The sequence below is a fragment of the Paenibacillus sp. 37 genome (assembly GCF_008386395.1).
Classification (GTDB): Bacteria; Bacillota; Bacilli; order Paenibacillales; family Paenibacillaceae; genus Paenibacillus; species Paenibacillus amylolyticus_B.
In genome coordinates this window covers 864,061-889,172 of sequence record NZ_CP043761.1, presented here as the reverse complement: position 1 = coordinate 889,172, position 25,112 = coordinate 864,061, and the positions used below count along the sequence as shown (strand labels likewise).

The following is a 25,112-nucleotide window of genomic DNA, read 5'->3' as shown; positions in this document are numbered from 1 at the left end:
AGAGGCAGCCGAATTCCGGCGGTTTTTTCCACGACCGCTGCGGTTCGTATTAGACAACGTACATTCACTTCTTTCTTATTATATGGTATCACATCAAAAATAACGTTCCGAATTTCTTATGAACTTCAGAAACGTTATATCATCTTCGGATGGTGTTTTGCGACCTCTTTCGGTCATTTTCTCTAAAATAACGATGCTGTAATTCGTTAGATTCGCAGCTTAGGCGATTTCGCCATATTAAGGCTTTCTGAGTTCGTTAGCCGCCGACACCCGACCAAACTGCTATTTTCAGCACGGTAATCACATTCCAGTACCATCGAACAAGAACAGCGCTTTTTACTTTCACCGTTCAATATTCGCTGTTCGCTGTCACGTTAACTCAATCACCACAATGTACCCTCTATCAGCTCAACGCACGGTGACCACATGAGATTATACGCGATCCCACCCTACACGGCAACTGGAAAATCCACTTCCATCTCGCCTTACCACAGAGTTGAATCCAACTCTCCTCAACAGTTATGAGATAATGTGCAACCACTGCTGCTGCAGCATTGCTTTTCTGAGGCGATCAACATTGCTTTTCGCAAGCGACCCATATTGCCCCCAGCACCCATATTCTTAACGATACAACTGCAGATGATGCTTGAGGTTCGTAAATGTAGCTGGCAATGTGCCCCCCAACTCTCCATCCAGGTTCAATTGGACATATCCTGGCGACGTAACTTCCATATGACTCGTCTGGAAATGAACCACTTTCTTGTCGTTCAGATGCTCCCCACGCAGCGCGAGCGTTACGAGGCGGATCATATCGGCCAGATTACACTTGCGAACACCGATCACATCGAACAGACCATCATCAATGGTTGCACCTGGAGCCAACTTCTCGAAGCCCCCGACCGAATTGGTATTGGCGATGAGGAATAACATGAATTCGTCATGGATCTCTTCCTGACCATCGGCGCGAATAATCAGCTCCTGTGGAGACAGGCTCGCCATTTTCTCAATACCCTTCATATAATAGGCCAGTTGCCCAATCATCGTTTTCAGACGACTCGGTACTTCATAGGTCAGTTCAGTTAATGATCCGCCACCGGCGATGTTGATAAAATATTTATCATTTGCTTTGCCCAGATCGAGCGGACGAAGTTGCTGGTTAATGACCAGATCTACGTAATCTTCCCACTGTCTCGGAATGCCGAGTGCACGTGCAAAATCATTCGTTGTTCCCAAAGGAAACACACCCAGCGGAGGACGGTTCTCCCGCTCTGCCATACCGTTAATCACTTCGTACAACGTGCCATCTCCACCAGCAGCAATAATCATGTCATAGCCGCGTTCAATAGCGAGTTCAGCTTCGCGGGTTGCATCACCTTCGCCCGTTGTTGCATGACAAGAAGCTTCAATACCACCTTGATCCAAACGCTGCAAAATATCAGCCAGACGTTTCTTCATTTCTTCCCGGCCTGAGGTCGGATTATATATTAAGCGAGCTTTTTTCATCTCATACGCCACCTATTCCACATTATCCATGAGTCTAAACGACCTCATATTCTTACGTTGCATCAGTCCACAAAAGGGCATATTTTTTACACAATAATGAACTTCCGTTAATGTTGCTCTAATCTTTCGTCTTACCTATATCTATGCATCAGGAATTCCGTCTCATTCCAAAGCCTTTAACTCCTATCATATCATCAAATGTAAAGATGTCCTAGCCTGTAATCCATAAGTATATTTTTTCATATATGTACCCACTAATCCATCCATTATCCAATAAACCTCACACACCGATCCTGAATCTTCCCCACTACCTTTTATGTAAAATAGTCTCATTAATCAACCATTCTGCCCGCTTGGACAGGAATTAGTCTTCGATTTCGATGATCTTCATATGATTATGACATAGATATGTTACAAATTTACAATTCTTAAGATGAAAAGATAAATAACATAAACCTTTTTCCAATATAGTTTTAGTGAACCCTCAACTTAGCACCATATCATACCCTTGAAGGAGAAGTGTATATGAAAAAAATTGTGTTAATGCTCATGGTTTCGCTTATGGCATGTATTCCTTGGGTCACCGTTGTTGAAGCAGCAGAAATTAATCATGATCAGGTTGTCGGATTCCAGGAAGTCACACCAGTCACCGTAATGCAACAAGCAGCCAAGCGTTTTCAGCCGTTTTTGAAGGTCTATCATGGTTGTGTCCCTTTTCCCGCAGTCGATCAACAGGGCAATACCAGCGCTGGCTTGAATACGTCCGGGTCATCCAATGGGAACTGCAGCTCAAATACAGGGCAGATCTACTCCCGCTCCACATGGCACAATGGGGTATGGGCCATCATGTATTCGTGGTATTTCCCCAAAGACTCCCCTTCTGCCGGACTCGGCCATCGTCACGATTGGGAAGGAATCGTCGTGTGGGTCGATAATCCGGCAGCGGCCAATCCCCAAATCCTCTCCATCGCCTATTCCGGTCACGGCCAGTTTACCAAAGTTACACCGAGCAATACCAATACACAAGGTAGCCATCCGTTGATTTCCTATAATAGTACCTGGCCACTGAACCATGAGCTTAACGTTACTAATACTGTGGGTGGAACTCAGCCTTTGATCGGATGGGACGATCTGACTTCTGCGGCACGAAATGCACTCAACACGACGGACTTCGGTAGCGCGAACGTGCCTTTCAACGATAACAATTTCACGAACAATCTGAACAAGGCTTGGTTTAGGTAAAAAAATCCCCTTCAAGTGAACAGTCACTTGAGGGGGATTTCATGATGAAGTGATCGTATCACGATCGCTATAGGTTCAGGTGAAAACTTGCCGCAAGAAAACTCCTCGGAATATGGCTCTCTTTACTCGAAGTATCGGACGTTTTCGTCATCGTATCTCCGTCTCGCTTCAGCCAACCTCAAAATCCGATTTTTCGCCCTGCACGCAGCTGTTTATACCAGAAATATACAGTGCAGCCTACACAATAACCCAGCAGCGCCGCGCTTGCAGCCGCGAGAAGCATAACGGAGAATACATAACCTGCGATTACCCAGCCAAGCGAGAACGAGATGAGTGCCAGAGACAGGAAGAGCACGGCCAGAATATTGTTGAATCGCTGCAGCTCCACCGCCTGCATCTCTCTACCTTTACCAGTCAACACAGCTTTCCCAATGTGCACAAACAGATTAAGCTTGCCACTGGAAGCCAGACCAACCACCTGAATACTCCACAGCGCTCCCAGAACTACAATTGGATTAAACACAAACAAGAGTAAAACAAACAATACAATACCGACCTGATTTGCTTTCACATAACGCATGGGCACTTCCCGCATCTGTATATCTCCTTATCCCCATTTTATTAGTTGGTTTTATTCTAGTCGGTATGCAAGGAATGAGCAATACTTCATTTAAGGATAGTAAAATCTCTTTTCAGCACGTCCCAATGGGGAGTCGGGATGCCTGTTGTCTTTTTCCAATCGGTAAATGCATTATTTAATGCCTCAATCTCTCCAAAAGAACCCGCGACCAGCTTATGAACCGGAAGCATGCTATAGATCTTCAACAGAAGGTATAACATCCGTTGATGCTTGCGAATCATTTTAGCCTGAATCTCCGGTATAATCGTTATGCCCATAGCCTCAAGCACGCTGAAGCCCTCATCCATCGCCCCAATCATATGTTGGATTTGCTTTCTGTTCCCGTCCAACTTGATCAATTCGTGCTTCTCATTAAAGCTCACCGCATTAAGCATCAGAATGGGGATGATATGGCTTTTCAGCCAGGCATCAATATCGCTCAGAACATTCAACTTGTATTTCACATGTTGGAAAGCTTGATCCAGCAAAGGTTTAAAGTTGATATCACCGTCCAGACTGCCAATCACCATTTGTCCGCCACCTCCACCGACCGATAACATGCGGTCCTTTTCCCGCTTCCCTCCACTCACCTGAAATCCAAACGCGACCTGTTTTGCCACCTTGCTGTTTTCCTCCAAAAAGTTTTGCATGCTTCGCGCATCTGCGTTGTTTCCCACAATCACAATATTACTGCTCTGATTCTCTGCCAGAATAGGTAACACGGAAGAAAAATCGTTATATTTCATGACAACAAAAATCAGATCATATTGGTCATCCACTTCCAACGTTCTGGCTACCCGAACCTGATCAACTGTCGTTTTGAATTGAAAAATATGCCGGATGACGATTCCATCCTTCTCCAGTTCCTCTGCCCGCCTCCCTCTAGCCAGAACAGTAACATCATTGCCACCGCGCACCAGAACGTGCGCCAATTGACTTCCCAAAACACCTGCACCATACACTAATATTTTCATTGGTTATCCCTCTATTTTCATATTTTATCAATATTCGTTGCTTTATGAACATTTGTTGATAAAATAAGAGTAACAAAGCACCTACTGTGCTTCAATCGTTAAAATATCCGTTTTTGTTGAAAAATCAACGAATGATTCCTTATTGTTGAAAACCATCATAGGAGGGGCCATGGACAGACGAGTACTCAAGACACGAAAGGCGATAATCGAAGCTTTTGTGGGGTTACTGGAAGAACGGGATTTCGAGCAAATTACGATAAACGATATTGCTGATCGGGCTAATGTAAACCGAGGAACCATCTATTTGCATTACGCAGACAAGTTCGATTTGTTGGATCAATGCATTGAAACCTATTTGCAGCGGTTGTTGGATGCCTGTATGATCGAAAGCTCTACTACAACACCCGTTACGGCCAAGGATGCGCTGCTCAGAACTTTCCGTTATCTGGAACAGCATGCCTCTACCTATACCACACTTCTAACCAAAAAAGGTATTCCGGCATTCCGTAGTAAGTTGATGAAATTGTTGGTCCAGGGAGTGGAGGAACAGATGGATGCCTGTGGCATCCAGGAAGGTATGAAAAAAGAGGTTACCATACAGTTTCTTGCTTCCGCTGCTGTGGGCCTCCTGGAGTGGTGGATTATGAATTCCATGCCTTATCCGGCCGAGGAGATCGTTGACCAATTAATAAGTTTACTGGAGCTACATCTGCAATTGCACGCACCCATTAATGGATAAACTAATCCTTGTTAAGTGATCTACAACAAACAAAAAACCACGTCCTTTGACGTGGTTTGATTGTTTATGAAGCTATGGAGTTCAAATCAATTGATGCAACATTACTGCGAGCGATGTGACCACACACCTATGCCAAAACGATCACTTCAAGAAGAAGCTTTAACTTCATTACATCTCTCCAGCAAAATCTGGATCTGATGCTCCAGCCACTGCCCGAGCAATGGATGTGGCAACAGTGTCTCTCCACTGTACACATAGTTCAGTTCCTGCAGCCGACCCGGGATAACGTTCCTCGTGAAATAACCGGCACTCAAAAACAGCGGCGCCACAATGACTCGGTTCCCCCGCTCTTCGCTCCAATACTTCACTTTGTCGTACACACTCTCTGGATTCAACAATGCATAATCCGTATGGGCTACACCACTAACTTCCTGCACAAGCTCTGCAAGGGAAGAAATTCCGGCTTCCCAACGCTCGCGAAAACCATTATGAATACTCCCATGGCCTACCAGCAGAATCGTTTCTTCCTCCGGTTGCTGCGACAATAATCGGACTTTGTCCCACACCATTACGGCAATATCCGGATCGTTATCCACTGGATAACCGAAGTGAACCCGAGCCTTCACATCGAACGGTTCCAGATCCGTTTCGCGATCAGGTGTTTCCTTTGCACCAATGGCATATTCAATTTCATCCACATGTGTACTCCCGGACGAAACAAATAGAGGTACGACCAGAATATCGGTTACGCCTTGTGTTTCCAGTCGGTCGATACCGTCCTGGATCAGGCGTCCTTCCACAAGTTCAAGAAAACCGGCTTCAACCGGTAATGGAACAGGCAGATTCAACCGGGAGATCGCGTCATCGACGGATTCCACCCAGGTCTGCTCCTGTGAACCGTGACTGATGATGAGCACACCCGGCTTCTTCATGTTAGCGTCCCAGGCGTTCGAGCGTCATTTTATAACCATCATTGCCGTAATTCAGGCAGCGTTTCACACGTGAAATTGTAGCTGTACTCGCACCTGTCTCTGCTTCAATCTGGTTATACGTATTGCCTTTACCCAACATACGAGCCACTTCCAGCCGCTGGGACATGGATTGGATCTCGTTAACTGTGCAGAGGTCATCAAAGAAAACATAACACTCTTCAATATCTTTTAGCGTCAAAATAGCCTCGAATAGTTGTTCAATGCTTTTATCATTTAGCTTTTTCAGCTGCATTTCATCATCATCCCCTAGCGGTTACTGTGTACCTACATTGTACTCACACTGAGTTGGTATTTCAAGCGTTACCGATTTCACGCACTACAGAATAAAAATACATGTTACCGCTTACAAAAGGTACTATTGTCCTCGCCTCGCGCACATCAGACGAAATTACCGCGTTATTTCCCAGTTTTCACCTGTATATATCCGATTGCTTATGTAGGATTTCAACCCACTTAAATGTGACAATTTTGTGTCCAAACTTCATTTTCTCTTCGGGAACCTGCCATCATGCCATGCGCCCAAATCCGCAAATATCCCGTTTTCCGGGACACCCGCCTACGCCGTCTCTCCGCGAATGACATACAGTATAACAAAAGGGAGTTCCACAAGGGTCTATGATGTACATCTGTCATGCAACTCATGGAACGCAATTCCGAAATCCAACATAGAAGGAACGTGATCGTTCATGCCACAGCATTATTATCACCGCCAGCCACCACCAGGGCAGCGTCCGTCTTCTCATGCTCATCGACAGGCACATACTTCTGCCTATATGCCGCCCGGTGTGGTTCCGCGGTCTTTAAATGAAACTCAAATTCAACCGATGTATCCTGGCGTAGAACCACACTACCCGGGCTTTGGTGAAGTCGAGGCTTCTGCAGTCGTACCCTATGGGCAGGGTGTGTCTGGCGGGAACTTTTATGGAGGTGCAGCTCAGGTTGTTCCCCCAGCTCCGGTAACGGCGCCTGCTACTGGCAGTACCGGCTTTTCGTTAGCCAACATCGGTGAGTTAAAAGGAATGATCGACCGCTTCGGCGGTATTGATGGAATCATGAGTGGAATAGGCAAAATGCAGAAGGTCGTTGGTGGCATCCAGCAGATGGCTCCCATGATGAAACTTGTAATGGGCATTCTGCCTTTTGGAAAAGGAAAATCGAATAACAGCGCAGCTGATGCAGACTATGAAGAATATACGCCGCCCCGGAAACGCAAAAACAAACGTCGGAACAAAACAACGAATGCTACACGTCGCCGCAATACAACTCCAGTCCGCCGCAAATCCAATTCCACGAAGCGCCGTCCCAAAAGTCGCAAAGGTTAAGAAAATTCAGGCACCCCCTTACAGAAGGCGGGTGCCTTAACACCGTTCATCGGTAAACAAATAATTTTCAGGAACTTACGTTCTTATTTCTGTAATTTGAGGTATACTGAATAGTAACTAAAGGAGGCGGACCATGGAACTTATCAAAGACAAATACACTCCCGCATTAATCGATCGGACCGGCGAACAGTTGCGCCAATTCTACCCTAAGCTGGATACACAGCAATTTCATGAATTGGTTTTCGCTGAAGGCTGGGAACAGTTGGAATTCAAAGCGCGCATTCGCAGAATCACACTGGCTTTGACCCAGGTACTGCCGGACAATTATGAGGAAGCATTACATATTATCGAACAAGCCGCCCCGACGATGAGAGGCGTTGAATATCTATTTGTACCGGATTTTATTGAAGTGAACGGACTTGACCCAGAAGATTACGAGTTATCCATGAAGTATCTAACCCTCTTCACACCTTATTCCAGCTCAGAGTTCGCGGTACGTCCGTTTATTGAACATTATCCAATCCAAACGATGAAACATATGATGGCGTGGGCAGAAAGTGACAACGAGCATATCCGCAGACTTGCCAGTGAGGGCAGCCGGCCACGTTTGCCATGGGGTGCGAAACTCCAGAACTTTATCACTGATCCAACACCTGTACTTCCGATTCTGCATGCATTGAAACAGGACGAGTCCCTCTATGTTCGCAAAAGTGTCGCCAATCATCTGAATGACATCTCCAAGGACCACCCTGAACTGGTTATGGATCTGGCCACGACCTGGTACGGACAACATGTACACACAGACTGGATTGTCCGGCATGCCAGCAGGTCATTACTGAAGAAAGGACATCGCAAAGCACTAAGTCTTTTTGGTTATAACGAGCAGGATTCGATTCACATTGAGCAGCTCCAGCTTGTCCAGGATACGATTTCCATTGGCGAGGATCTTCATTTTTCATTTGATGTTGTTAATGAGAGCGGCGAGTCACAGATGCTGCGAATTGAATATGAGATGGGTTATATGAAGGCAAACGGCAAACAGGCCCCTAAACGATTCAAATGCTCCGATAAAATGTACCCGACAGGCAGAACCAAGGTAGCCACTAAACAATCGTTCAAAGTCATCACAACGAGAAAATACTATGCTGGACTGCATACGTTAACGATTGTTGTGAATGGCAAAGAGGCAGCAACGACTTCTTTTATCCTTGAAGTGGAGTAACAGGAAAAACCTCGTAAGTTATACACAGCTTATTGCTGCGGATTAGTTATTCACATGTGGATACATTTTTTTTCAAAACTTCTAATAGAAGAATCAGAAAGGCCACCTGGCAAACATCATCTCCCGACAGTTATTACTGCCCGAGATCATGGCCCAGTGGCCTTCTTCATATGTAATTCAAACTGCAATTCCCCTTACCCACCCTCACCGCTATCCAAAGACCTGCATATGGTCGTAACAATTAGAAAGATACACGATACATCCATGCTGCGCATTCTTGTAACAATATTGGGCTAAATGATGATGTGGGTTAGACATGGCCCAGCGTCTACCAGGTTTCCAACTTCCCGTTGGTGGGTTATGCTCGCTTCATTTGGATAGGGTTACCGACGCAGTTTTATTCCTCGATTAAGTCTATGGTCCAGTTCTTCTCCTGAATTTTAAAATCCAGTTCCCGATAGGATTTCGAAAGGCTATCCACTTTATGTTGAATATCTGCTATGTTCACGGTTCGCTCATACTTCACTTCAGAACGACTGTACCGATCCTGGCGAATGGACGCATTCTGCAAAACTTCGTTAAATGATGCTCTTTCTTGCATGATTCCATCCCGCTCTGCAAGGGCATCAGCAAGCGTAACTCCAGCAGTGAAGTCAGTCTGTGCATTGGTCTTATTAATTTTCTTAACCAATACCGTCAGGCTCCGGATCGTGTTCTCCAGGTCGATCATAAGCAACTGTGGGTCCTCTGCTGGCTGTTCACCTTCCTGAACTTTGACTACGCGTTCCAGACGTTGCTTGAGCTGAGCTATCTTCTTCTGCTCATCCGCTCGCAGTACAAGAGCCTCTGCCAATCTCATCGTATCCCATCCTTCCACAATGATATGTATGGATAATTCATCCAGATTCTATTCACTCACATATCGTTATATTTTACCTGTGGATACACGTTATTACAAGTTTATGTTACTAACATCTGATTACATTCGTTCTCACTTAAACCATCCTCGTTTCACAAACCAGGCCACCATGCTTCCACCAAGCACAAACATCAACAGCAGAACAGCACCATACCCAAATTTCCACTGAAGCTCAGGCATATAGGCAAAGTTCATGCCATAAATACCCGCGATCAGTGTGAGCGGCATAAATACAGTCGTGATCACCGTGAGTGTCTTCATGATCTGATTCATCCGGTTGGAGTTCAGGGAAATATAACTGTCGCGCAGGTCAGCGGTCATCTCCCGATCGGCTTCAATCATGTCCGTCAGCTTCAATAAGTGGTCATAGATATCAGTAAAATAAGCCGTATGTTCACCTGTTCGCTGCACATGCTGGGAGTTCACCACCCGATAGAGCAGATCCCGCATCGGTACTACAGTTCTTCTAAGCTTCAGCAATCGAGTCCGCAGATCAAACACCTGGTTCATCAAGTCTTCAACCGATTCTTGTCCACCCCGGTTCTCCAGTTCAGCCAGTTCATCCTCAATCGCAAATAAAGACGGAAAATAATGATCGACCAGCTTGTCCATCACCGTATAGGCTGCTGCCACCGGACCTCGCGCCCAGATGGTTCGTTCATGTGCATGGTGCAACAAGCGCTCCCACGCTTCATCCACTTCTTCCAATACGCCATGATGAAAAGACACGAGGAAGTTTGATCCGAGAAACAAGTCAACCTCCTCGGCTTCTAGTGTGGACGGGTTCAGTGCATGCAGTACAAGAAACTGCAGATTATCATAATAATCAAGCTTAGGCCGCTGCAACACATGCAGACAGTCCTCAATAGCTAAAGGGTGAAAATGAAAATATGTATCCAGCAAACGGCTTTCCTCTTCCGTCGGCTGGTTAAAATCGGCCCATACCCAGGCGTAATCGTTCAGATCCAGCTGTGTAAGTGGTACGTTAACGGAGACTTGATGTTCTCGTGTAATGGCGAGTGTACGAATCATAAATCAGATCACATCCTTGTCCTGTATCTTTACGTTATTGTACACAGGTGCCTTCAAACTCGACAACAAAAAAAGCCAACCCTGTTGGCTTCTCTCATTTCCCTATCCACAGTTCCCTGTATCCACAGGAATATCTTCTTTTGGTTTATCATTCCACGGATGGCTATCCACATATCCAGCCTGTCCACACGTTCATGCACAGGCGTCTCTTGATTTTGGTTGTATATTTATCCACATATCCCGATATTCACACAGTTATGAACAGATTGTCTGATAACTCCGAATTTTGTTCGGGATAACTTCTCTTTTTAGAAAATAATCCAGTACAATAATCCTGCCAGTGCCCCAGTAATCGGAATCGTAATGAACCACGTAATAATAATACGTCCAGCAAGTCCCCATTTCACCGCAGAGAAACGTTTCGCGGAGCCTACACCCAGAATAGCTGATGTGATCGCGTGCGTTGTACTAACTGGAAGGTGAAGCAACGTTGCTGTGAAAATAACGGATGCAGCTGACAGATCCGCCGCAAAACCGTTGATCGGTTCAATTTTAAAGATTTTGGTACCCATCGTTTTGATGATTTTCCAACCACCAATGGATGTACCCAGAGCCATCGCAGTTGCTGCTGAGATTTTAACCCACAGCGGAACATCCAGATTATCCTGCACACCTGCTGCAACCAGAGCAAAGGTAATAATCCCCATCGCTTTCTGTGCATCATTCGTACCATGCGTGAATGCTTGCAGTGCTGCCGTGAAAATCTGTACTGTACGGAAACCTTTGTTCACATTATGCGGACTGCGTTTGGCGAAAATATATTTGAGAATCGTCATGACCACATAACCAATGGCAAATGCGATCAGTGGTGATAATAACAAACCTCCGACGATATCAATGAATCCGCTCCATTTCACTTTATCAGATCCTGCGCCAACGAGCACGGCACCTGCAAGGGCTCCAATAAGTGCATGTGAGGAAGAAGACGGAATACCAAACCACCATGTAACCAGGTTCCAGATAATCGCTGAGATCAAGGTGACTATGACGACCTCTATCCCGTTATCCAGCGTGGTGGGGTCGGTCACACTCCCACCAATCGTCTTCGCAACGCCTGTGAACATCATCGCACCGACAAAGTTCATCACCGCTGCCATAAGAATAGCTCGACGCGGCGTCAGTGCTCGGGTTGAGACCGAAGTCGCAATGGCATTGGCCGTGTCGTGAAAACCGTTGATGAAGTCAAACGCCAGTGCAAGGAAGACGACTATACCCAATACCCAAATCGTTGTTTCCATTATTCTCTGGCTCCTTAAGAATTACGCATAATGATGGATTCAAGCACGTTCGCCACGTCTTCACAAGCATCCGTTGTTGTCTCAAGACGTTCGTAAATTTCCTTACGCTTGATCAATTCAATCGGATCAGACACGGTAGCGAAGAGATGTTTGATACACATGCGCAGCACTTCGTCGCCCTGGTTTTCCAGATCATTCAAACGAATGGTGTACTCACGGATCGCGAGCAATTTTTTCTGAGACAGCAGATGGATCGCCTTCTGAATTTCATAAGCCGATTGGCGCAAAATTTCAGCAAACTGTATGACGAACTCATCATCAGGATCTGTCAGTTGGTACATATAGAAACGGGAAGCCGTTGCTTCGAGTCCGTCCAATACGTCATCAAGTGTTGTTGTCAGCTCCATAATATCATCGCGTTCGATCGGCGTGATAAATGTTTTGTTGAGTTCTGTAATGATCGTATGCACGTAATCATCACATTTCGACTCGTACTTCTTCATTTCATTAGCAAAAAGAGTCACATCCTGAAGGTTGGAAACATGCTGGGAGAAATAATCTGCCGCTTGAACAACCGTATCTGCCATATTCTCCAGTGTCTCAAAAAATATATCCTTCTTCTTCTTAAGCTTCATAGCTCTATCCCCTTTACGAGAAAAATTGCCGACAACCGATGAAACATGAAATGACAACCTTTGATATCTTATCATATTTGTTTCATGGTTTGTACAAAAGGTGTGATCCTTTTTTATATTCTTATCACATTAATCTGAAATGAATCTTAATTATTTGGAATAATGGTAAATTCAAGTCAAGATTTTACACTGCGTTTACAATTCGACATCAAAATACAGAACCGACACGATTCTACTTTTTACGCTAAGGACAAATATAATGCCTTTTCGACGACAAATGGATACATGTTTCATTGTTTTCTTTCATTACATCCTTTTATTGCTGCACAGCGAGCTTCACATGACTGGAAAATTCCGGTTGATTGGGAACAATGCTGATAAAGGTTTTACCCGGCACAAGAGCAACTTCACTGCCACCCTGAACAAACCGTATAATATCTCCCTGCTTCTTCACCCACTGCCCACGAATCATCTTGCCCTTCTGAAACAACATGGCTTCCCCGCCCTGTTCCAAATTAACGGACAACCGACCTACACTATCGAGGACCTTGTGATCTGCACCTGCCACAATGATGTTCGCTGCACCAAGTTGAGTTTCATTATCCATATCCTGATCTGCCTTGCCATTCACCATTCTCATATATCGTCCGCTAACTTCATCATAATCATACGTCACCCGGTAACTATCCAATAAATAATGGATATCGAATTGCTTCACTGCCTCTCCTGCGGATGTCGCGCCTTCTTCATTATAGATGTATACCGGCGACTTGAAATCATGGCTGTAACCCTTGATATCTGACCCTTCTCTCAGCTTATCCGCTGAAGTATACAGATTATGAGGGGCTTTACGATCCGAGGAACGCCAGAAGTAAGGTCCACCATTCGAGATTTCATCCATATGCTGTTTCTGCTGCCTTTGCAAAATGGAATACGCCTCCGGACTGCCTCCGGCATGAACAAGGACCCCATCATAACTCTCGCCGAGCTCAATTAGATATGGACGTATACTGCGAACGGGTCCAACTGTCTCCGCACCGCCTTCACTCTGGAAGATGGCTATGAAGCGGGTAATGCCTCCCTCAGCGAGAACTTCAAGAATGATATCGGCTGAACTTAGACCCGATTGGGGCCGAGCTGCGGGTGCATTATTAATCATTACGGCGAGTGGTCGACGCGTAATCGCTTCATCTACAGGTAGACCTGTCAGAGGTGCTGTATAGAGAGACGTGTTGGATTCCTCCACGTGTTCTTCTTGTACAGGTGCAGGTGTCGGTTCTGGCTGAACTGGCATCTGCAACACCTCCTGGTTTTGGCAGGCAACAAGACTTAATGAGAGAATAAACAGAGATGCTGCCGATGCTGCTTTGTTCCATTTAAAAAGCTTCAATAGAGGACCTCCTGAACGATATGGCCTGGTTCTAAGTTGTGATATATGTCTCATGTGGGCAACCATTTCACGTATTTCTTTCCATTTAATCACACCCCATCCGATTTGTCTGCGCCTAGAAGGCCTTGATACAGCTTGAAATTCACATTTGAAACAGCATATAGCCAGAAAAATATGTCCTAAATGTGAACTTCTCAAACCTTACTTAAAATTTGAACTAGATTGTGATTTTAATCACAAACAAAACAACTTTTGAACTATACAATAAAGACATCAAAGGTGATCACTTAGAAAAAACAAAAACAACACACACTAGATTCCATGAAGGAGTGGTTTATATGTTCAGCACAAACCAATGGCTTAGAGAAAACAAAGTAGCAATGTGGATTTTAACAGTACTTCGGGTGTATATCGGTTATGATTGGATGACTCACGGATGGAGCAAATTGACTGGCGGATTCGAAGCTGGCGGGTTCTTGGCTGGTGCGGTAGAAAAAGCAACAGGTGATCACCCGGCTGTCCAAGCTTGGTGGGCAACGTTCCTTGAGAAATTCGCAGTACCAAACGCAGGACTCTTCGACTTCGTTATCCCATTGGGTGAATTCCTTGTAGGTTTGGGTCTCATCCTCGGTTGCTTCACTACACTAGCAGCACTGATGGCTATGGTCATGAACTTCGCGTTCCTCTTCTCGGGAACAGTAAGCACGAATGCTCAACTGGTTGTAATGGAAATCTTCCTTGTCGTTGCTGGTGCAAATGCAGGTAAAATCGGTCTGGATCACTGGGTACTGCCTTACCTTCGCGGATTGTTCACTCGTAACAACAAAGGTAATCTTCCTAAAGACACACCAACGATTAGCCCTACTCAAAAAACAGCTTAAGCAATCATTCATAGAATTCTCGGCCCTGCTCCCAATCCCCCTGGAGAGCAGGGCTTTTTACTTTTCAAAAATCTGCCCGAATGCCTGACTGACTTGCCCATCCACAGAAAATCGTATTATGATAAAATAAAGTTGAACTTCAAAGGAGTACACGATATGCCGACCCAACGACGTCTTGAAACCGATGCAGACTTCCAGGAAGCCATGAATATGAAGTATAAGGTTCGAGTTTTTAAAGATAATCACCAGATTGACTCGGGTGGCATTATTATCCGTTTTGACAGCAATACCGTAGTTGTACAATCCAGTGTCAGTGAACTTGCTTATCATTCCCGTACAGACTGTGAATTGTTCGAGATCCGCAAATAAAGATCTATTGCACGAATAAGTCTTCGTATTGAAAAAAGGTTACTGTATCCAATCAAGGGTGTACAGGAACCTTCTTTTGTTTATATATTGTAATTGTATGCATTAATACACGTTATGTTATCCGTATGAAACTGGCTTCAGGCACCATAATCAGGCTGTTGTCTGTTCCAAGTTACACGCCGTCTCCAAACTGCCAGCAGTTCAAACTGAGCGTTCCATAAGGATAAGACTGAAATAGACGCTTCGCTGATCGGGACATATCCGCTGTACCCATGGCGTAGAACAAAGGTGCAAGGTGTTCTGTACCATACGACGGAACTGCCGTACGTGCATGAGGGGCTTTTTTCTCATATTGAAACAGTTCTCTTGTGTTCCACTGCTGCAAGCGCTCCCCGATCCAGTTATCAAACTCCACCGCCCACTCTTGCGGTTCATCCGTATTGCCCAGCAATCGTAAATTGTGAACCGTTCCACCACTGCCAATGATCAGCACATCATCATGACGCAGCTGTTCCAGCATTCGGCCAATATCATACTGTTCCTGCGGCGTACGCAGCGAGTCTACAGATACAGCGATCACAGGGATATTAGCCTCGGGATACATATGGAGCAACGGTACCCATACGCCATGATCCAGCCCTCGGCCACGAATCGGCTGATGTGCCAGGTTGCTGCGGGTGAACAAAGCACATATCTCGTTCGCTAAATCTGGCTGCCCAGATGCAGGGTATTCCATCGTATACATCGTAGAAGGAAATCCGTAAAAATCATGCAAGGTCTGATGTGTATCATCCATCGTCACGGACGGTTCAGGACAATCCCAATGCGCCGTAAATACGACAATGGCTTTCGGAGCCGGCAGCCTGTCTCCAAGCTGGTTCAAGAATTGAGTGTAGTCATTGCTCTCCACCGCCAGAGCGGGAGAACCATGCGCAATGAAAAGTGCGGGTAATGTCATTGCTGCCAACCTCCAGACACGGATAGAATGCTTACTCCTCTATTTTACCCTTAAGAAGGCGCTTTTCCAAGCTGACATCCCCAAACAGTTGTAATCCTGCCACTTATATCATCCAGTGCTGCCAATCCTGCTCGATCTTCTGACGTTCGCCCAGCCACTCTCTGGTACGCGTAATTAGCTGTTCCCGCTCTTTACCTGAAGAGAAGGTATGATCGCCCTGGAAGATGATCTCCTTATCACAGCGGCCCTCTTGGCGCATCCAGAATACCTTTTGATACAGGAATGCGTAGTCTACAGGAATAATCTCATCTGACGTGCCATGCACGACGAGTACATCTCCGCTAAACTTAACTGCTTCCTGGAATGGCTGTTGTTCAGCAAGAGACTCGAAGAACGTTGGTGTGAATTTGTATCCCAGATAATCAGCCGCACCCAGTTTCACGCCTTCATCGTATACTTCCCGTCCCGTAATTTTCACGATATCATTGAATGGATAACCCACGGAGGACCACATCACCAGGTTTTTGACACGTTTGTCACGTACAGCCGTTAGTAATGCAACGGCACCACCCAGACTATGACCAATCAGCGTAACACGCGTAGGATCTACATCACTGCAATTCACCGCGTAATCCAGCACCGAACGAGTCTGCAGCACCATGGACTCCAGTCCCTCCGCTCCGTACTCCCCACTGCTCTCTCCGCAACCGATATAATCGAAACGCAGGACCAGATAACCGTCTTCAGCCAGCTCCCGTGCAGTCTTTACAAACAAACGGTCCACGCCGATCCGGCTACCAACGAAGCCGTGGCAGATGACCGCCAGAGGGACTCGCTGCTGACTCTTCTCCTCCTTGATATCTTTCACGACCGGATAATGAATCGTGGCTGTTAATTCTTCCTGTCCATGACGGATACTGATCTGACGTTCCATACCGATTTCCCCTTTCCACGCTTAGCCTGTTAACTTCCATTTATTAAATATATATAATCCGATAAGTTTAGTGTGTATTAAGATGTTATTCATATATTATCATCCCGTAACCTGCAAGTCAACGTAAGTAAAAACCTTTCTACGTCGACCACCAATCTACATTTTATCGGATAATAAGCACAAAAAAATGAGCCACGCTGATGACAGCTGGCCCGGATATCATTTGAAATTAAAACCAAGTGTTGCAGGATCGTTATTCGTAGCTTCTACGGAACATCTCGTGGGTCTCCACCCGTCCATTCCACTCATGCTCATGACCCGAATCACTATTGTCCCAGAAACTTCTTCCCTTCAAATTGCCATCTGTCAGTTCTTCTGCATACTCCGTATCCTCCAGATTCTCTTCAAAGGATACAACTTCGTCCACGACTCCACGGGAGTTGCTGTTCAGTAGCAGCTTTCGCGTCAATTCTGTTTGTTTATCCATAACAAGCACACTCCAATCTTGGATTTCTGTTGGAAATGCTACTATTGTGATGGAATCGGCTGCTCTTTATGCATACTTCACACAATCGTTAGATCTGTGAGGCATGAGGGTATTTTTTCACATGAACAGGGGAAAATAAACGAAAAAACATAGGCAGCATATGCCTCGGAATCCTTCTGCCGAAAGGAATGAATTCATGGAACATCTACTGGAATGGATTCAACATCACGGTAAACTGGTGCTGTTATGTACCTGTGTTATACTGGCCTGTGTATGGATATGGGCCAATCATGAGCAGCTTTTTTATAAGGAATGACTTTGCGAAACGAGAGCCCTTCCCGTATACTAAAATACCGTCAGGGTCTTCTGACAATTGGAAGATCAGAACGTGTGTAGACAGGGGGAGCAATCATTGGGGATTTCCTATAAGAAGCTTAAAGAAATACAGAATCGACAAATAACCGAGATGAGTCGAATGACACCTGAACATGTGAAACTGTATGACGAGATCAGCACCATTGCGCGTCATGCGCCAGCGGACGAGAGAACACAGGAAGAGTGGATACTCTCCGCAGGAAAAGCAATCGTACAGGCTCAGCGGGATAATAAACCCGCTCGCGAGTTATACGGACCTGATCTGGAACAAGACATCCATGCACAGCTCGGGATTACAAATACAGCACTGGAGAAGACGGCTGCCGTTGAGGTGGGTAAATCCAGTTCAACCCGCGGTAATAGTCCAACAGCTTCATCGAAAAAGAATGCCAACGCTGTAGAACCACAGCCAACTGAGAATCCAGAGCCTGTGAAACGGACACCAATGTGGTATGCCATGATCGCTTGGGCGGCTTTGTCTTTTGTCATGTTGATTCAAGGATGTGTGGGATTGTTCGTGGGTTGGACTGGCGGAGATACGGAGCCGTTCCAACACATCAGTCTGTTCTCTCTGATCGTTGCGGCAGTTGGCGGTATTGCATTGGTGGAGATGCTTCGCCGTCTTGCTGAAAGACCAGACGATGAAGGGGCGGACAGAAATAAGGTACCTAAAGTCAATATTCGGGGGATCGTCATCTACATCGTGGTCGTGGTACTCGTGCTGTTTGTCGGGTACCCCCTACGTGATAAACTTCCGGTATTTGCACTAGCTCCATGGTTGAGTGCGGTGATTGGCATTGTGGGGCTTGCCACGTTAAGGCCTTTATTCGGTCAGAAGAAAACAGCATAACACGTTATATAATTGATTAAGGGGCTTCACGAATTCGTGAGGTCTTTTTCCATTTGGAGCTGATTGCGATGTTTATTCCTTTACCCGGTGTCTCTCCAAACTCCCGCTTGAACATCCGGATAAAATAGTTCACTTCCATCCCTACGGTCTCTGCCGCCTCTCGTACACTTGCTCTTGGATGTTTGTCCATCCATTCTGAAGCCTTCCGCAAACGTAATCGTTGCATATATTGATGTCCTGTCACGCCATAATGATGATGAAATAATCGGTTTAGGTGCTGTACCGAATAACCCACTGCGTCAGCGATGTGCTTCAATAACAGGTCATCCTGGTAGTGTGTATTCATCAATGCTACTGCTCGGACGAGTGCATCCTTGCTCGGATCGGGCTCCCGATTAGAGTGTTTTACAGTGCCATCCTGTGCCCTAGATGATCCAATACATACGCTAGTAACATCAGATGGAATTTTCGATTGTGCTATATCTAAAATAAGCTGGTAGACGAGAGCTGATGTGTTCCACATCTCCGTTGCTCCTTGATCCAACGCGTGCCAAAGATTGGTCATGCGTGACCAGATGATTTCAAAACGGGAGATATGGCACGGCTCGTTCTGAAGCAAACCCGCGGATTGTAGTACCGATCCAGCCGATGTACCGCCAATACCGAGATAACCCAGTTCCCCTTTGGATTTGGAATGAGGTACATACTCATGCGCAACCTCGGGTTCCACGATGAATAACTGCCCTGCTCCCATCGTCCATGTCCCTTTTCCCGTTATCTTGAACTGCCCTTCACCACCGTGTGACAAAAACAACTGATACACCGGAAATCCATCCGGTCTATGCAGAACCTTCTCTTCCTGCGTGCCCACACAATACAGGTACAACGGCAACCGGGAATCCGGCAGGCCCGTCAAACGAAACGCAAGCATTCCATCATTCCTTTCGGCTCATAGGCTTTTAACTTATTCCTTCTATTATCCATTTGTTTGTCCTGTTGCAACAATGGTCTAAGGAACCTTTTTGGCGACAAGATTTTCATAAAGCAAGTTGCCGCGAGAACGTTAAACGGTATCTACGAGGGAATGATAAAGACTCCCTTTCCGTATGGAAAGGGAGTTAATGGATTCGAATTCCTAAAATTTAATTATCCATTATGAATTTCAACCGCGTTTGCCTATCTTAAAATCATGAACCCTGCGTAGTGGATAGCTCGTTTGTAGCAGATGGTTGAGTGCCATTACCGCCTGAAGTCCCCGCGCCCATATTGTCAGTTCCCTGACCAGTGCCAGAAGGAGCTGGCAAAATCTCAAATGTGCCTTCTGCATGGACAGATGTATATTTCGTCGGCTCACTCACCACTGAGACTACCAAAACTTTGTATTTTCCTGCTCCGAAAACTGCATCCTCTGAATCCTTGGCGGAAATTCCAATATCCACTGTTGCTAAAGGAGCACCACCTACACTAACATCTTTTAAAACTCTCCCAGTAGTTCCTGAGCTGCTCTCTTCTTTAATGATATACACATCGTAACGAGCAATGCCTACTTCATTTGGCTTAGTGAAAATTATATTAATGGAAGAAGCACTTACAGTTGTTTTTAGATCTATTACACTATTAACAGGCGTTGGTGCCTGTTTTTTTGCTTTAATCGTGAAAGGAGTCGACGTAGTCATACTTGATTCTCGTTTACCATCAGATGATTCGGACAAAATAACAATCTTGTATGCTCCAGCTTTGATCTCGTCACCATTACTATCGGATAAAGAAATAGGAAGTTCTGTAACTGTACTTGCAGAAACATCGAGTGAATTGCTGGATTTCGCAGTTTTTTTGGCCGCATTTAGATCGAAAGTTGTAGATGCAGGTACTACCATTAACACATAACGTCCAATGGCTTGATCAGGGACTGGTTTTGTATATGTCACTTTTACATCGGTAGCATTACCTGCAGCTTGCTCTTCTTTCTTAACTTCAACATCAGTGATTGCGACTTTCCCAACTTCACTAGTTACAGACAACCTAACATCATAATAGACCGTAGATAGAACATTCGAAATAGTACCGGTATTGCTCACCGCCAGTACAAATATACGATAGTCTTCATCATTTCGAATATCTGCGCCATCTGTCGTTCTTGCATTATTTAAAGTCAAAGTGTAGTTTCCGCTTCCTCCAGTTTTACTCTGGGGAATAAAATTAGGATTTCGATTCGCTTCTGCCAGATCAAATCCACTTACATTCGTTTTCTTTACTACAAACACACGGTAGTGATGAACGTTAGTCTCATTCGCCGATCTATTAAACGTCACACTTATGTCGCTACCATTGCCATTATCGCCAATATCCTTTGCTGTGATGCTTGTTGGTGCAGTCAATACAGCAGTTTTGGATAATGTGATTAATGAAGAATAACTAGACAGTGCATTCTGGCTAGCATTCCCACTGTTGCTCACCGATACAACAAATACACGATAACTCACACCTTCTTGGACTTTAGAACCGCTTGTATCATATGCATTCGGAAGCGTAACGGACAGGTTACCACCCGTTTTGTTCACCTGCGTATAGTAGTTCGACGCATTAGCTGCACTTAGTGTGAAGTTGCCCACATTACCGGAGCGAACAACGTATACTCGATATCCAGAGATTCTGGACTCATCCGCAGCTTTGTTGAACGAAACCCGCAGATCACGGCCATCACCGTTGTCACCAATATCCGCAACAGCCAGGTTGCTAATGACTCCCGCGTTACCGGTCGTTGTCAGTCTCAGAGCAGTGGAGGAAGCTGACAGCGCATTGGTGTATCCATTTTGCTGATTGCCCACCGCCATCACAAAGATGCGATAATCTTGCAGATTCGTTACGTTATAACCACTTGTGTCCTTCATGGATGAAGGCAAAGTCGTTGTAATGTTGTTACCTGTTTTATTCACCGTATAGTACAGACTGGAGGAAAGGTTACTTGCCGTTGTCAGATTGAAGCTGCTGGCAACCGAGTTACGCACCACAAAGACGCGATAATTCGCCACCTTGGACTCATCCGATGAACGGTTAAAGCTCACCTGAATATCACGACCATCTCCATAATCCGAGTTATCCTTCACCTGCGTAATTACTGGAGACGTTGCTGTGTTCACGGACAGTGTAAGTGAAGATGATGCTGCGGACAGTTTGCTGTCTGTTGTTGTATTAGTGCTTACCGACAAGATGTAAACCACATACGCTGTGCCGCTTTTAATCAATTCGCCAGAGGTATCCCGTGTCGAAGAGGTCAGCTGGCTTTTCACTGCGGTACTGTTTCCTTTGTATATGATCGTGGAGTTTGCACTGGACACTTTGTTCGCTGCAGCCAGATTGAATGCAGAAGAGTCCTTCGCTTTAACCACAAATGCACGATAATACGTAATGTTCGATGTCGTGCTCGGCTGCGTGAAGTTAATCTCCAGATCGCGGCCATCGCCATAGTCGCTAATATCTGCGGCACGCAGACTTGTAACTGCCTGTACTGTGGATTTCACAATATTGAGCTTCAAAGCCTGGGAAGACCAGTTCAATGCATTTTTATAATTATTGCTGCTGTTACCAACAGTCAGTACATACAGGCGATACGTTTCATTGCTATTGAGCAAATCCCCGTTCACGTCACGCGTCTGTGCATTAAGCGTCAGTTTTGGGTTGCTGCCATTCGGTGTAACAGATGTATAGTTCGCAGAAGGTACGGCAGTTGCTGAGGACTCCGTGAAGCTATTCACATCGCGTGTTTTTACCAGCATAATCCGGTAAGCAGATACCGCCTTCTCTGAAGTTGGACGTGTGAAGCTCACGGTCAAGTCACGACCGTCTCCGTTACTTCCGGATACCGAACCATAGATGTTCCAAGCAGCATATTGTGTCTCATCTACTGGAGGTGTTGCTGTTGTCTTAATATCTACACGCTGATTGCGTGAGTTCCAGAACACTTTTTCTCCAAAAGCTTCACTGACAAAACGAATTGGAACCATCGTGTTGCCCTTAATCGTGTTCGCAGGTACATCGAGCGATATCGCTTCCCCGTTGATGTATGCCGTTTTGGAACCAAGTTTCAAAGTAACTTCCTGATCATCGCGAGTTGCAACAATCGTTTTGGTTCTGTTCGTGTACTGTACCTTCGCATCCAATCCTTCAAAAATCGACCGAAGCGGAACCAGTACGCGTCCGCCTTTCATCACAGGTGCCTGAGCAGAGGATAACTCTGCATCATTAATATATATGCTGATTCTCGCAGCTGCATCCATAACCGACGTTGGAAGTGCGGACATCAGCATGGCCGATACAGCCAGCGCTGACATTACCTTCTTCACTTGTTTTCCTCCCGCTTTCCTCATATCCCATATCCCCATTCTCACAATTAGTTAACATCGAAATAGATTCGCTGTTCTTTTCATTAATTCCTGTATTTACCTGTGCACATCTAAGACGTTCAGATCAGCTCAAAAGTTTCCAGTTGTGCAAAATTTATTTTCGCAGAAAACTTCCTCTATCTTCCACCCTCCAAAAGTTAAAAATAACAGAAGAATTTGTCACCATTCCGCAACCACATCCTGCACCAATTGGGTTAATGTATAGTGACTAGTGAACAACACCTATCATTTTCTTAACTACGGGAGGTTCATATCTATGACATCATCGTTCCAATCTGCCAAACGTAAAGGCATGCGCACCTTCATTACAGCCACCGCCATCCTCATGCTGCTCCAAACGGCTGTCGCTCCCTTATCCGGAGTCGCTGCTGCCGCTTCTTCCAGTACAGAACCCAAAGTCACAACTGCCAGTTCAACAACGATATATAAAACATTTCAGTCCATGCTCTACAAAAAGAACGGCTTGCCTGCCGCGGATATTTATCTCGAATCTCATATCAATCAAGTCACCACTTATCATGCAACTCTGATGGTCTTACAACTGGAGAATGCCCGCAACAAGGCGTTAACAGCCATGACGGACCGTCTACTGGTGCCTAATGTTCAAGACAAGATGATCAAAGCCTACAAGTGGAATGATAGCTTCACCCAACTGATGAGCCGCACCAACGACGCCAGTCTGCGTGCACTGCTCCAGCAAGCACGGGATAGCGGTTATCGCCTGGTTATGTTGGAAGGCTCCCTCTATCCGATCATGAATTATATGGCTTTTCAGAAATATATCTCGTACGTGAAACCAGACATCAAACAATACATTAATATCATGGCAGTTGAAACCAGCAACCTTGCCGCCGATGATGGTGCACTGGTCATTGGCTATCAGGAGGTACTCAATCGCGCTATGAATCAGGAACGATTCCTGAACGAATATCCGAAGTCCAATCGGGTACAACAGGTAGAAAATCTGATGAATAACTATACCTTGTATACGTTTTATGGCCTGAATAATACGCCTTTATTTGACTATGAAACGAACAAAATGACAGCCAATGCCCAGAAAGGTTACAAAGCTGTCTTACAACGTAACTCCTCCGAAGACAGTGCCTTCCTGACCAAACTCGAAAAGTTCATGGACATCGTAACCGAAGCCAAATTCGAGAAAACGGCTACTGTCGAGAAATGGCTGGAGCAGAATGTACCTGTAAGCGACTATGCAAACTATTGAGTTAATCCGCTCCCACGGTTAACATCCGGTTCAAATTCAGGCTAAATCCCAACAGATAACCACAACAAAAACCGCCACAGGATTCGCTCCTGTGGCGGTTTCTTCTTGCTTTCAATTGTGAAACTGACTTAACCCGTCAGCGCTCTGTACTATTGAATCGGTTTGACCATATGATTATACTCATGTCCCCCGATGACAATTACATCGTCTTTGACATACCCCTGCCGTTCATAGAGCATTAGCGCACGGCCGTTGTCCCGTTCTACAATCAGGGATACCTGCGAGTGACCCAGCTCTCTTCCCTGCTGCTCAAAAGCAGCCATCAGGGCCCGGCCGATACCCTGCCCCTGATAAGCTTCACTTACCGAGAGAGTATCCAGATAATACTCACCCGGACGGGTTTCTTTGACCAATGCATACTTCTCTTCAAGGCTTCGTCCAGGGCGATTCAATATCGGCTGATCCAACTGATCTGCTTGACCGCCATCATAGGCTACGAGAATTCCCGCGACCAGCCCATCCTGCTCCATCACCGTTACGTGACGATAGCTAATCCGGTTGTTTGCCTGTACATAAAACGCCTGCAAAATCTGCATCGCCTTCTCATGGTCCGCCTCACCCGCAAGCGCGTATGCAATGTCTCCTATCGCCTGATACAGTAATGGAATGACCTGATCTGCATCTTCTATGCGCGCAGGTCTGATCAGAGGAGAGGCCTCGTGGTGATCTGCTTTCATATTTGT

Annotated in this window: 24 protein-coding genes; 8 read left to right on the top strand and 16 right to left on the bottom strand. The window is 45.6% G+C overall.

Annotated elements, in window-relative coordinates; genetic code table 11:
• Positions 1-621 precede the first annotated feature (621 nt).
• The gene (locus tag F0220_RS04090; RefSeq protein WP_074093499.1) at positions 622-1,503 is read right to left on the bottom strand and encodes a diacylglycerol kinase; all 882 of its coding nucleotides are present in this window, start codon (positions 1,501-1,503) and stop codon (positions 622-624) included.
• 525 nt (positions 1,504-2,028) lie between these two features.
• Here F0220_RS04090 and F0220_RS04085 point away from each other — a divergent pair.
• The gene (locus F0220_RS04085; RefSeq protein WP_149846276.1) at positions 2,029-2,745 is read left to right on the top strand and encodes an NPP1 family protein; all 717 of its coding nucleotides are present in this window, start codon (positions 2,029-2,031) and stop codon (positions 2,743-2,745) included.
• A 178-nt stretch (positions 2,746-2,923) separates the two neighbouring features.
• On the opposite strand, the gene F0220_RS04080 is transcribed toward F0220_RS04085, so the two are convergent.
• Together F0220_RS04080 and F0220_RS04075 are read right to left on the bottom strand one after the other, a co-directional pair.
• Complete coding sequence (locus F0220_RS04080; protein ID WP_149846275.1) at positions 2,924-3,340, bottom strand: DUF4395 family protein; 417 nt, start codon at positions 3,338-3,340, stop codon at positions 2,924-2,926.
• 71 nt (positions 3,341-3,411) lie between these two features.
• On the bottom strand, positions 3,412-4,338 hold the full coding sequence (locus tag F0220_RS04075; protein ID WP_149846274.1) for a ketopantoate reductase family protein: 927 nt from the start codon (positions 4,336-4,338) through the stop codon (positions 3,412-3,414).
• 169 nt (positions 4,339-4,507) lie between these two features.
• Here F0220_RS04075 and F0220_RS04070 point away from each other — a divergent pair, with 169 nt between their 5' ends.
• Positions 4,508-5,077 carry a TetR/AcrR family transcriptional regulator gene (locus F0220_RS04070; RefSeq protein WP_149846273.1) on the top strand — a complete coding sequence of 190 codons (570 nt, stop codon included), beginning with the start codon at positions 4,508-4,510 and terminating at the stop codon, positions 5,075-5,077.
• A gap of 146 nt (positions 5,078-5,223) precedes the next feature.
• Here F0220_RS04070 and F0220_RS04065 read toward each other — a convergent pair whose 3' ends face one another.
• Both F0220_RS04065 and F0220_RS04060 read right to left on the bottom strand, forming a co-directional pair.
• The gene (locus F0220_RS04065) at positions 5,224-6,009 is read right to left on the bottom strand and encodes a sirohydrochlorin chelatase (protein ID WP_149846272.1); all 786 of its coding nucleotides are present in this window, start codon (positions 6,007-6,009) and stop codon (positions 5,224-5,226) included.
• A 1-nt stretch (position 6,010) separates the two neighbouring features.
• The gene (locus tag F0220_RS04060) at positions 6,011-6,301 is read right to left on the bottom strand and encodes a YerC/YecD family TrpR-related protein (protein ID WP_017690665.1); all 291 of its coding nucleotides are present in this window, start codon (positions 6,299-6,301) and stop codon (positions 6,011-6,013) included.
• Positions 6,302-6,755: 454 nt separating this feature from the next.
• On the opposite strand from F0220_RS04060, the gene F0220_RS04055 reads away from it, so the two are divergent.
• Entirely contained in the window at positions 6,756-7,391 is a 636-nt protein-coding gene (locus F0220_RS04055) for a tyrosine protein kinase (protein WP_105602049.1), read from the top strand.
• Between the two features lie 133 nt (positions 7,392-7,524).
• Complete coding sequence (locus F0220_RS04050) at positions 7,525-8,613, top strand: DNA alkylation repair protein (RefSeq protein ID WP_149846271.1); 1,089 nt, start codon at positions 7,525-7,527, stop codon at positions 8,611-8,613.
• Between the two features lie 397 nt (positions 8,614-9,010).
• Here F0220_RS04050 and F0220_RS04045 read toward each other — a convergent pair whose 3' ends face one another.
• The 5 genes from F0220_RS04045 to F0220_RS04025 form a co-directional block, all read right to left on the bottom strand.
• Positions 9,011-9,490 carry a DIP1984 family protein gene (locus F0220_RS04045; RefSeq protein ID WP_317451996.1) on the bottom strand — a complete coding sequence of 160 codons (480 nt, stop codon included), beginning with the start codon at positions 9,488-9,490 and terminating at the stop codon, positions 9,011-9,013.
• Between the two features lie 114 nt (positions 9,491-9,604).
• Entirely contained in the window at positions 9,605-10,564 is a 960-nt protein-coding gene (gene corA, locus F0220_RS04040) for a magnesium/cobalt transporter CorA (protein WP_036668386.1), read from the bottom strand.
• A 308-nt stretch (positions 10,565-10,872) separates the two neighbouring features.
• Positions 10,873-11,862, bottom strand: a complete 990-nt coding sequence (locus tag F0220_RS04035; RefSeq protein ID WP_036668387.1) for an inorganic phosphate transporter — start codon at positions 11,860-11,862, stop codon at positions 10,873-10,875.
• Between the two features lie 14 nt (positions 11,863-11,876).
• A complete protein-coding gene (locus F0220_RS04030) occupies positions 11,877-12,497 on the bottom strand; it encodes a DUF47 domain-containing protein (protein ID WP_017690670.1) in 621 nt (206 codons plus the stop codon).
• Between the two features lie 316 nt (positions 12,498-12,813).
• Positions 12,814-13,887 carry a DUF3048 domain-containing protein gene (locus F0220_RS04025; RefSeq protein ID WP_091019779.1) on the bottom strand — a complete coding sequence of 358 codons (1,074 nt, stop codon included), beginning with the start codon at positions 13,885-13,887 and terminating at the stop codon, positions 12,814-12,816.
• 338 nt (positions 13,888-14,225) lie between these two features.
• On the opposite strand from F0220_RS04025, the gene F0220_RS04020 reads away from it, so the two are divergent.
• Complete coding sequence (locus F0220_RS04020; protein WP_091019780.1) at positions 14,226-14,768, top strand: DoxX family protein; 543 nt, start codon at positions 14,226-14,228, stop codon at positions 14,766-14,768.
• Between the two features lie 156 nt (positions 14,769-14,924).
• A complete protein-coding gene (locus F0220_RS04015; RefSeq protein WP_017690673.1) occupies positions 14,925-15,137 on the top strand; it encodes a hypothetical protein in 213 nt (70 codons plus the stop codon).
• Between the two features lie 172 nt (positions 15,138-15,309).
• On the opposite strand, the gene F0220_RS04010 is transcribed toward F0220_RS04015, so the two are convergent.
• The 3 genes from F0220_RS04010 to F0220_RS04000 form a co-directional block, all read right to left on the bottom strand.
• Positions 15,310-16,095, bottom strand: a complete 786-nt coding sequence (locus F0220_RS04010) for a DODA-type extradiol aromatic ring-opening family dioxygenase (protein WP_091019782.1) — start codon at positions 16,093-16,095, stop codon at positions 15,310-15,312.
• Positions 16,096-16,198: 103 nt separating this feature from the next.
• Positions 16,199-17,029, bottom strand: coding sequence for an alpha/beta hydrolase (locus tag F0220_RS04005; RefSeq protein WP_036606057.1), 831 nt, complete (start codon positions 17,027-17,029; stop codon positions 16,199-16,201).
• Positions 17,030-17,282: 253 nt separating this feature from the next.
• A complete protein-coding gene (locus F0220_RS04000; RefSeq protein ID WP_047840502.1) occupies positions 17,283-17,516 on the bottom strand; it encodes a hypothetical protein in 234 nt (77 codons plus the stop codon).
• A gap of 412 nt (positions 17,517-17,928) precedes the next feature.
• Here F0220_RS04000 and F0220_RS03995 point away from each other — a divergent pair, with 412 nt between their 5' ends.
• On the top strand, positions 17,929-18,741 hold the full coding sequence (locus F0220_RS03995) for a DUF1129 family protein (RefSeq protein ID WP_105602041.1): 813 nt from the start codon (positions 17,929-17,931) through the stop codon (positions 18,739-18,741).
• Between the two features lie 16 nt (positions 18,742-18,757).
• Here F0220_RS03995 and F0220_RS03990 read toward each other — a convergent pair whose 3' ends face one another.
• Positions 18,758-19,672, bottom strand: coding sequence for an AraC family transcriptional regulator (locus tag F0220_RS03990; RefSeq protein ID WP_105602040.1), 915 nt, complete (start codon positions 19,670-19,672; stop codon positions 18,758-18,760).
• A gap of 256 nt (positions 19,673-19,928) precedes the next feature.
• Positions 19,929-23,084, bottom strand: coding sequence for a copper amine oxidase N-terminal domain-containing protein (locus F0220_RS03985; protein WP_181155608.1), 3,156 nt, complete (start codon positions 23,082-23,084; stop codon positions 19,929-19,931).
• 316 nt (positions 23,085-23,400) lie between these two features.
• Between F0220_RS03985 and F0220_RS03980 the strand changes: the two genes are divergently transcribed.
• Positions 23,401-24,369: a hypothetical protein gene (locus F0220_RS03980; RefSeq protein ID WP_105602036.1), complete on the top strand. Its 969-nt coding sequence runs from the start codon at positions 23,401-23,403 to the stop codon at positions 24,367-24,369.
• A gap of 149 nt (positions 24,370-24,518) precedes the next feature.
• Here the strand turns inward: F0220_RS03980 and F0220_RS03975 are convergent, their stop codons facing one another.
• Positions 24,519-25,106, bottom strand: a complete 588-nt coding sequence (locus F0220_RS03975) for a GNAT family N-acetyltransferase (RefSeq protein ID WP_105602035.1) — start codon at positions 25,104-25,106, stop codon at positions 24,519-24,521.
• Between the last annotated feature and the right edge of the window lie 6 nt (positions 25,107-25,112).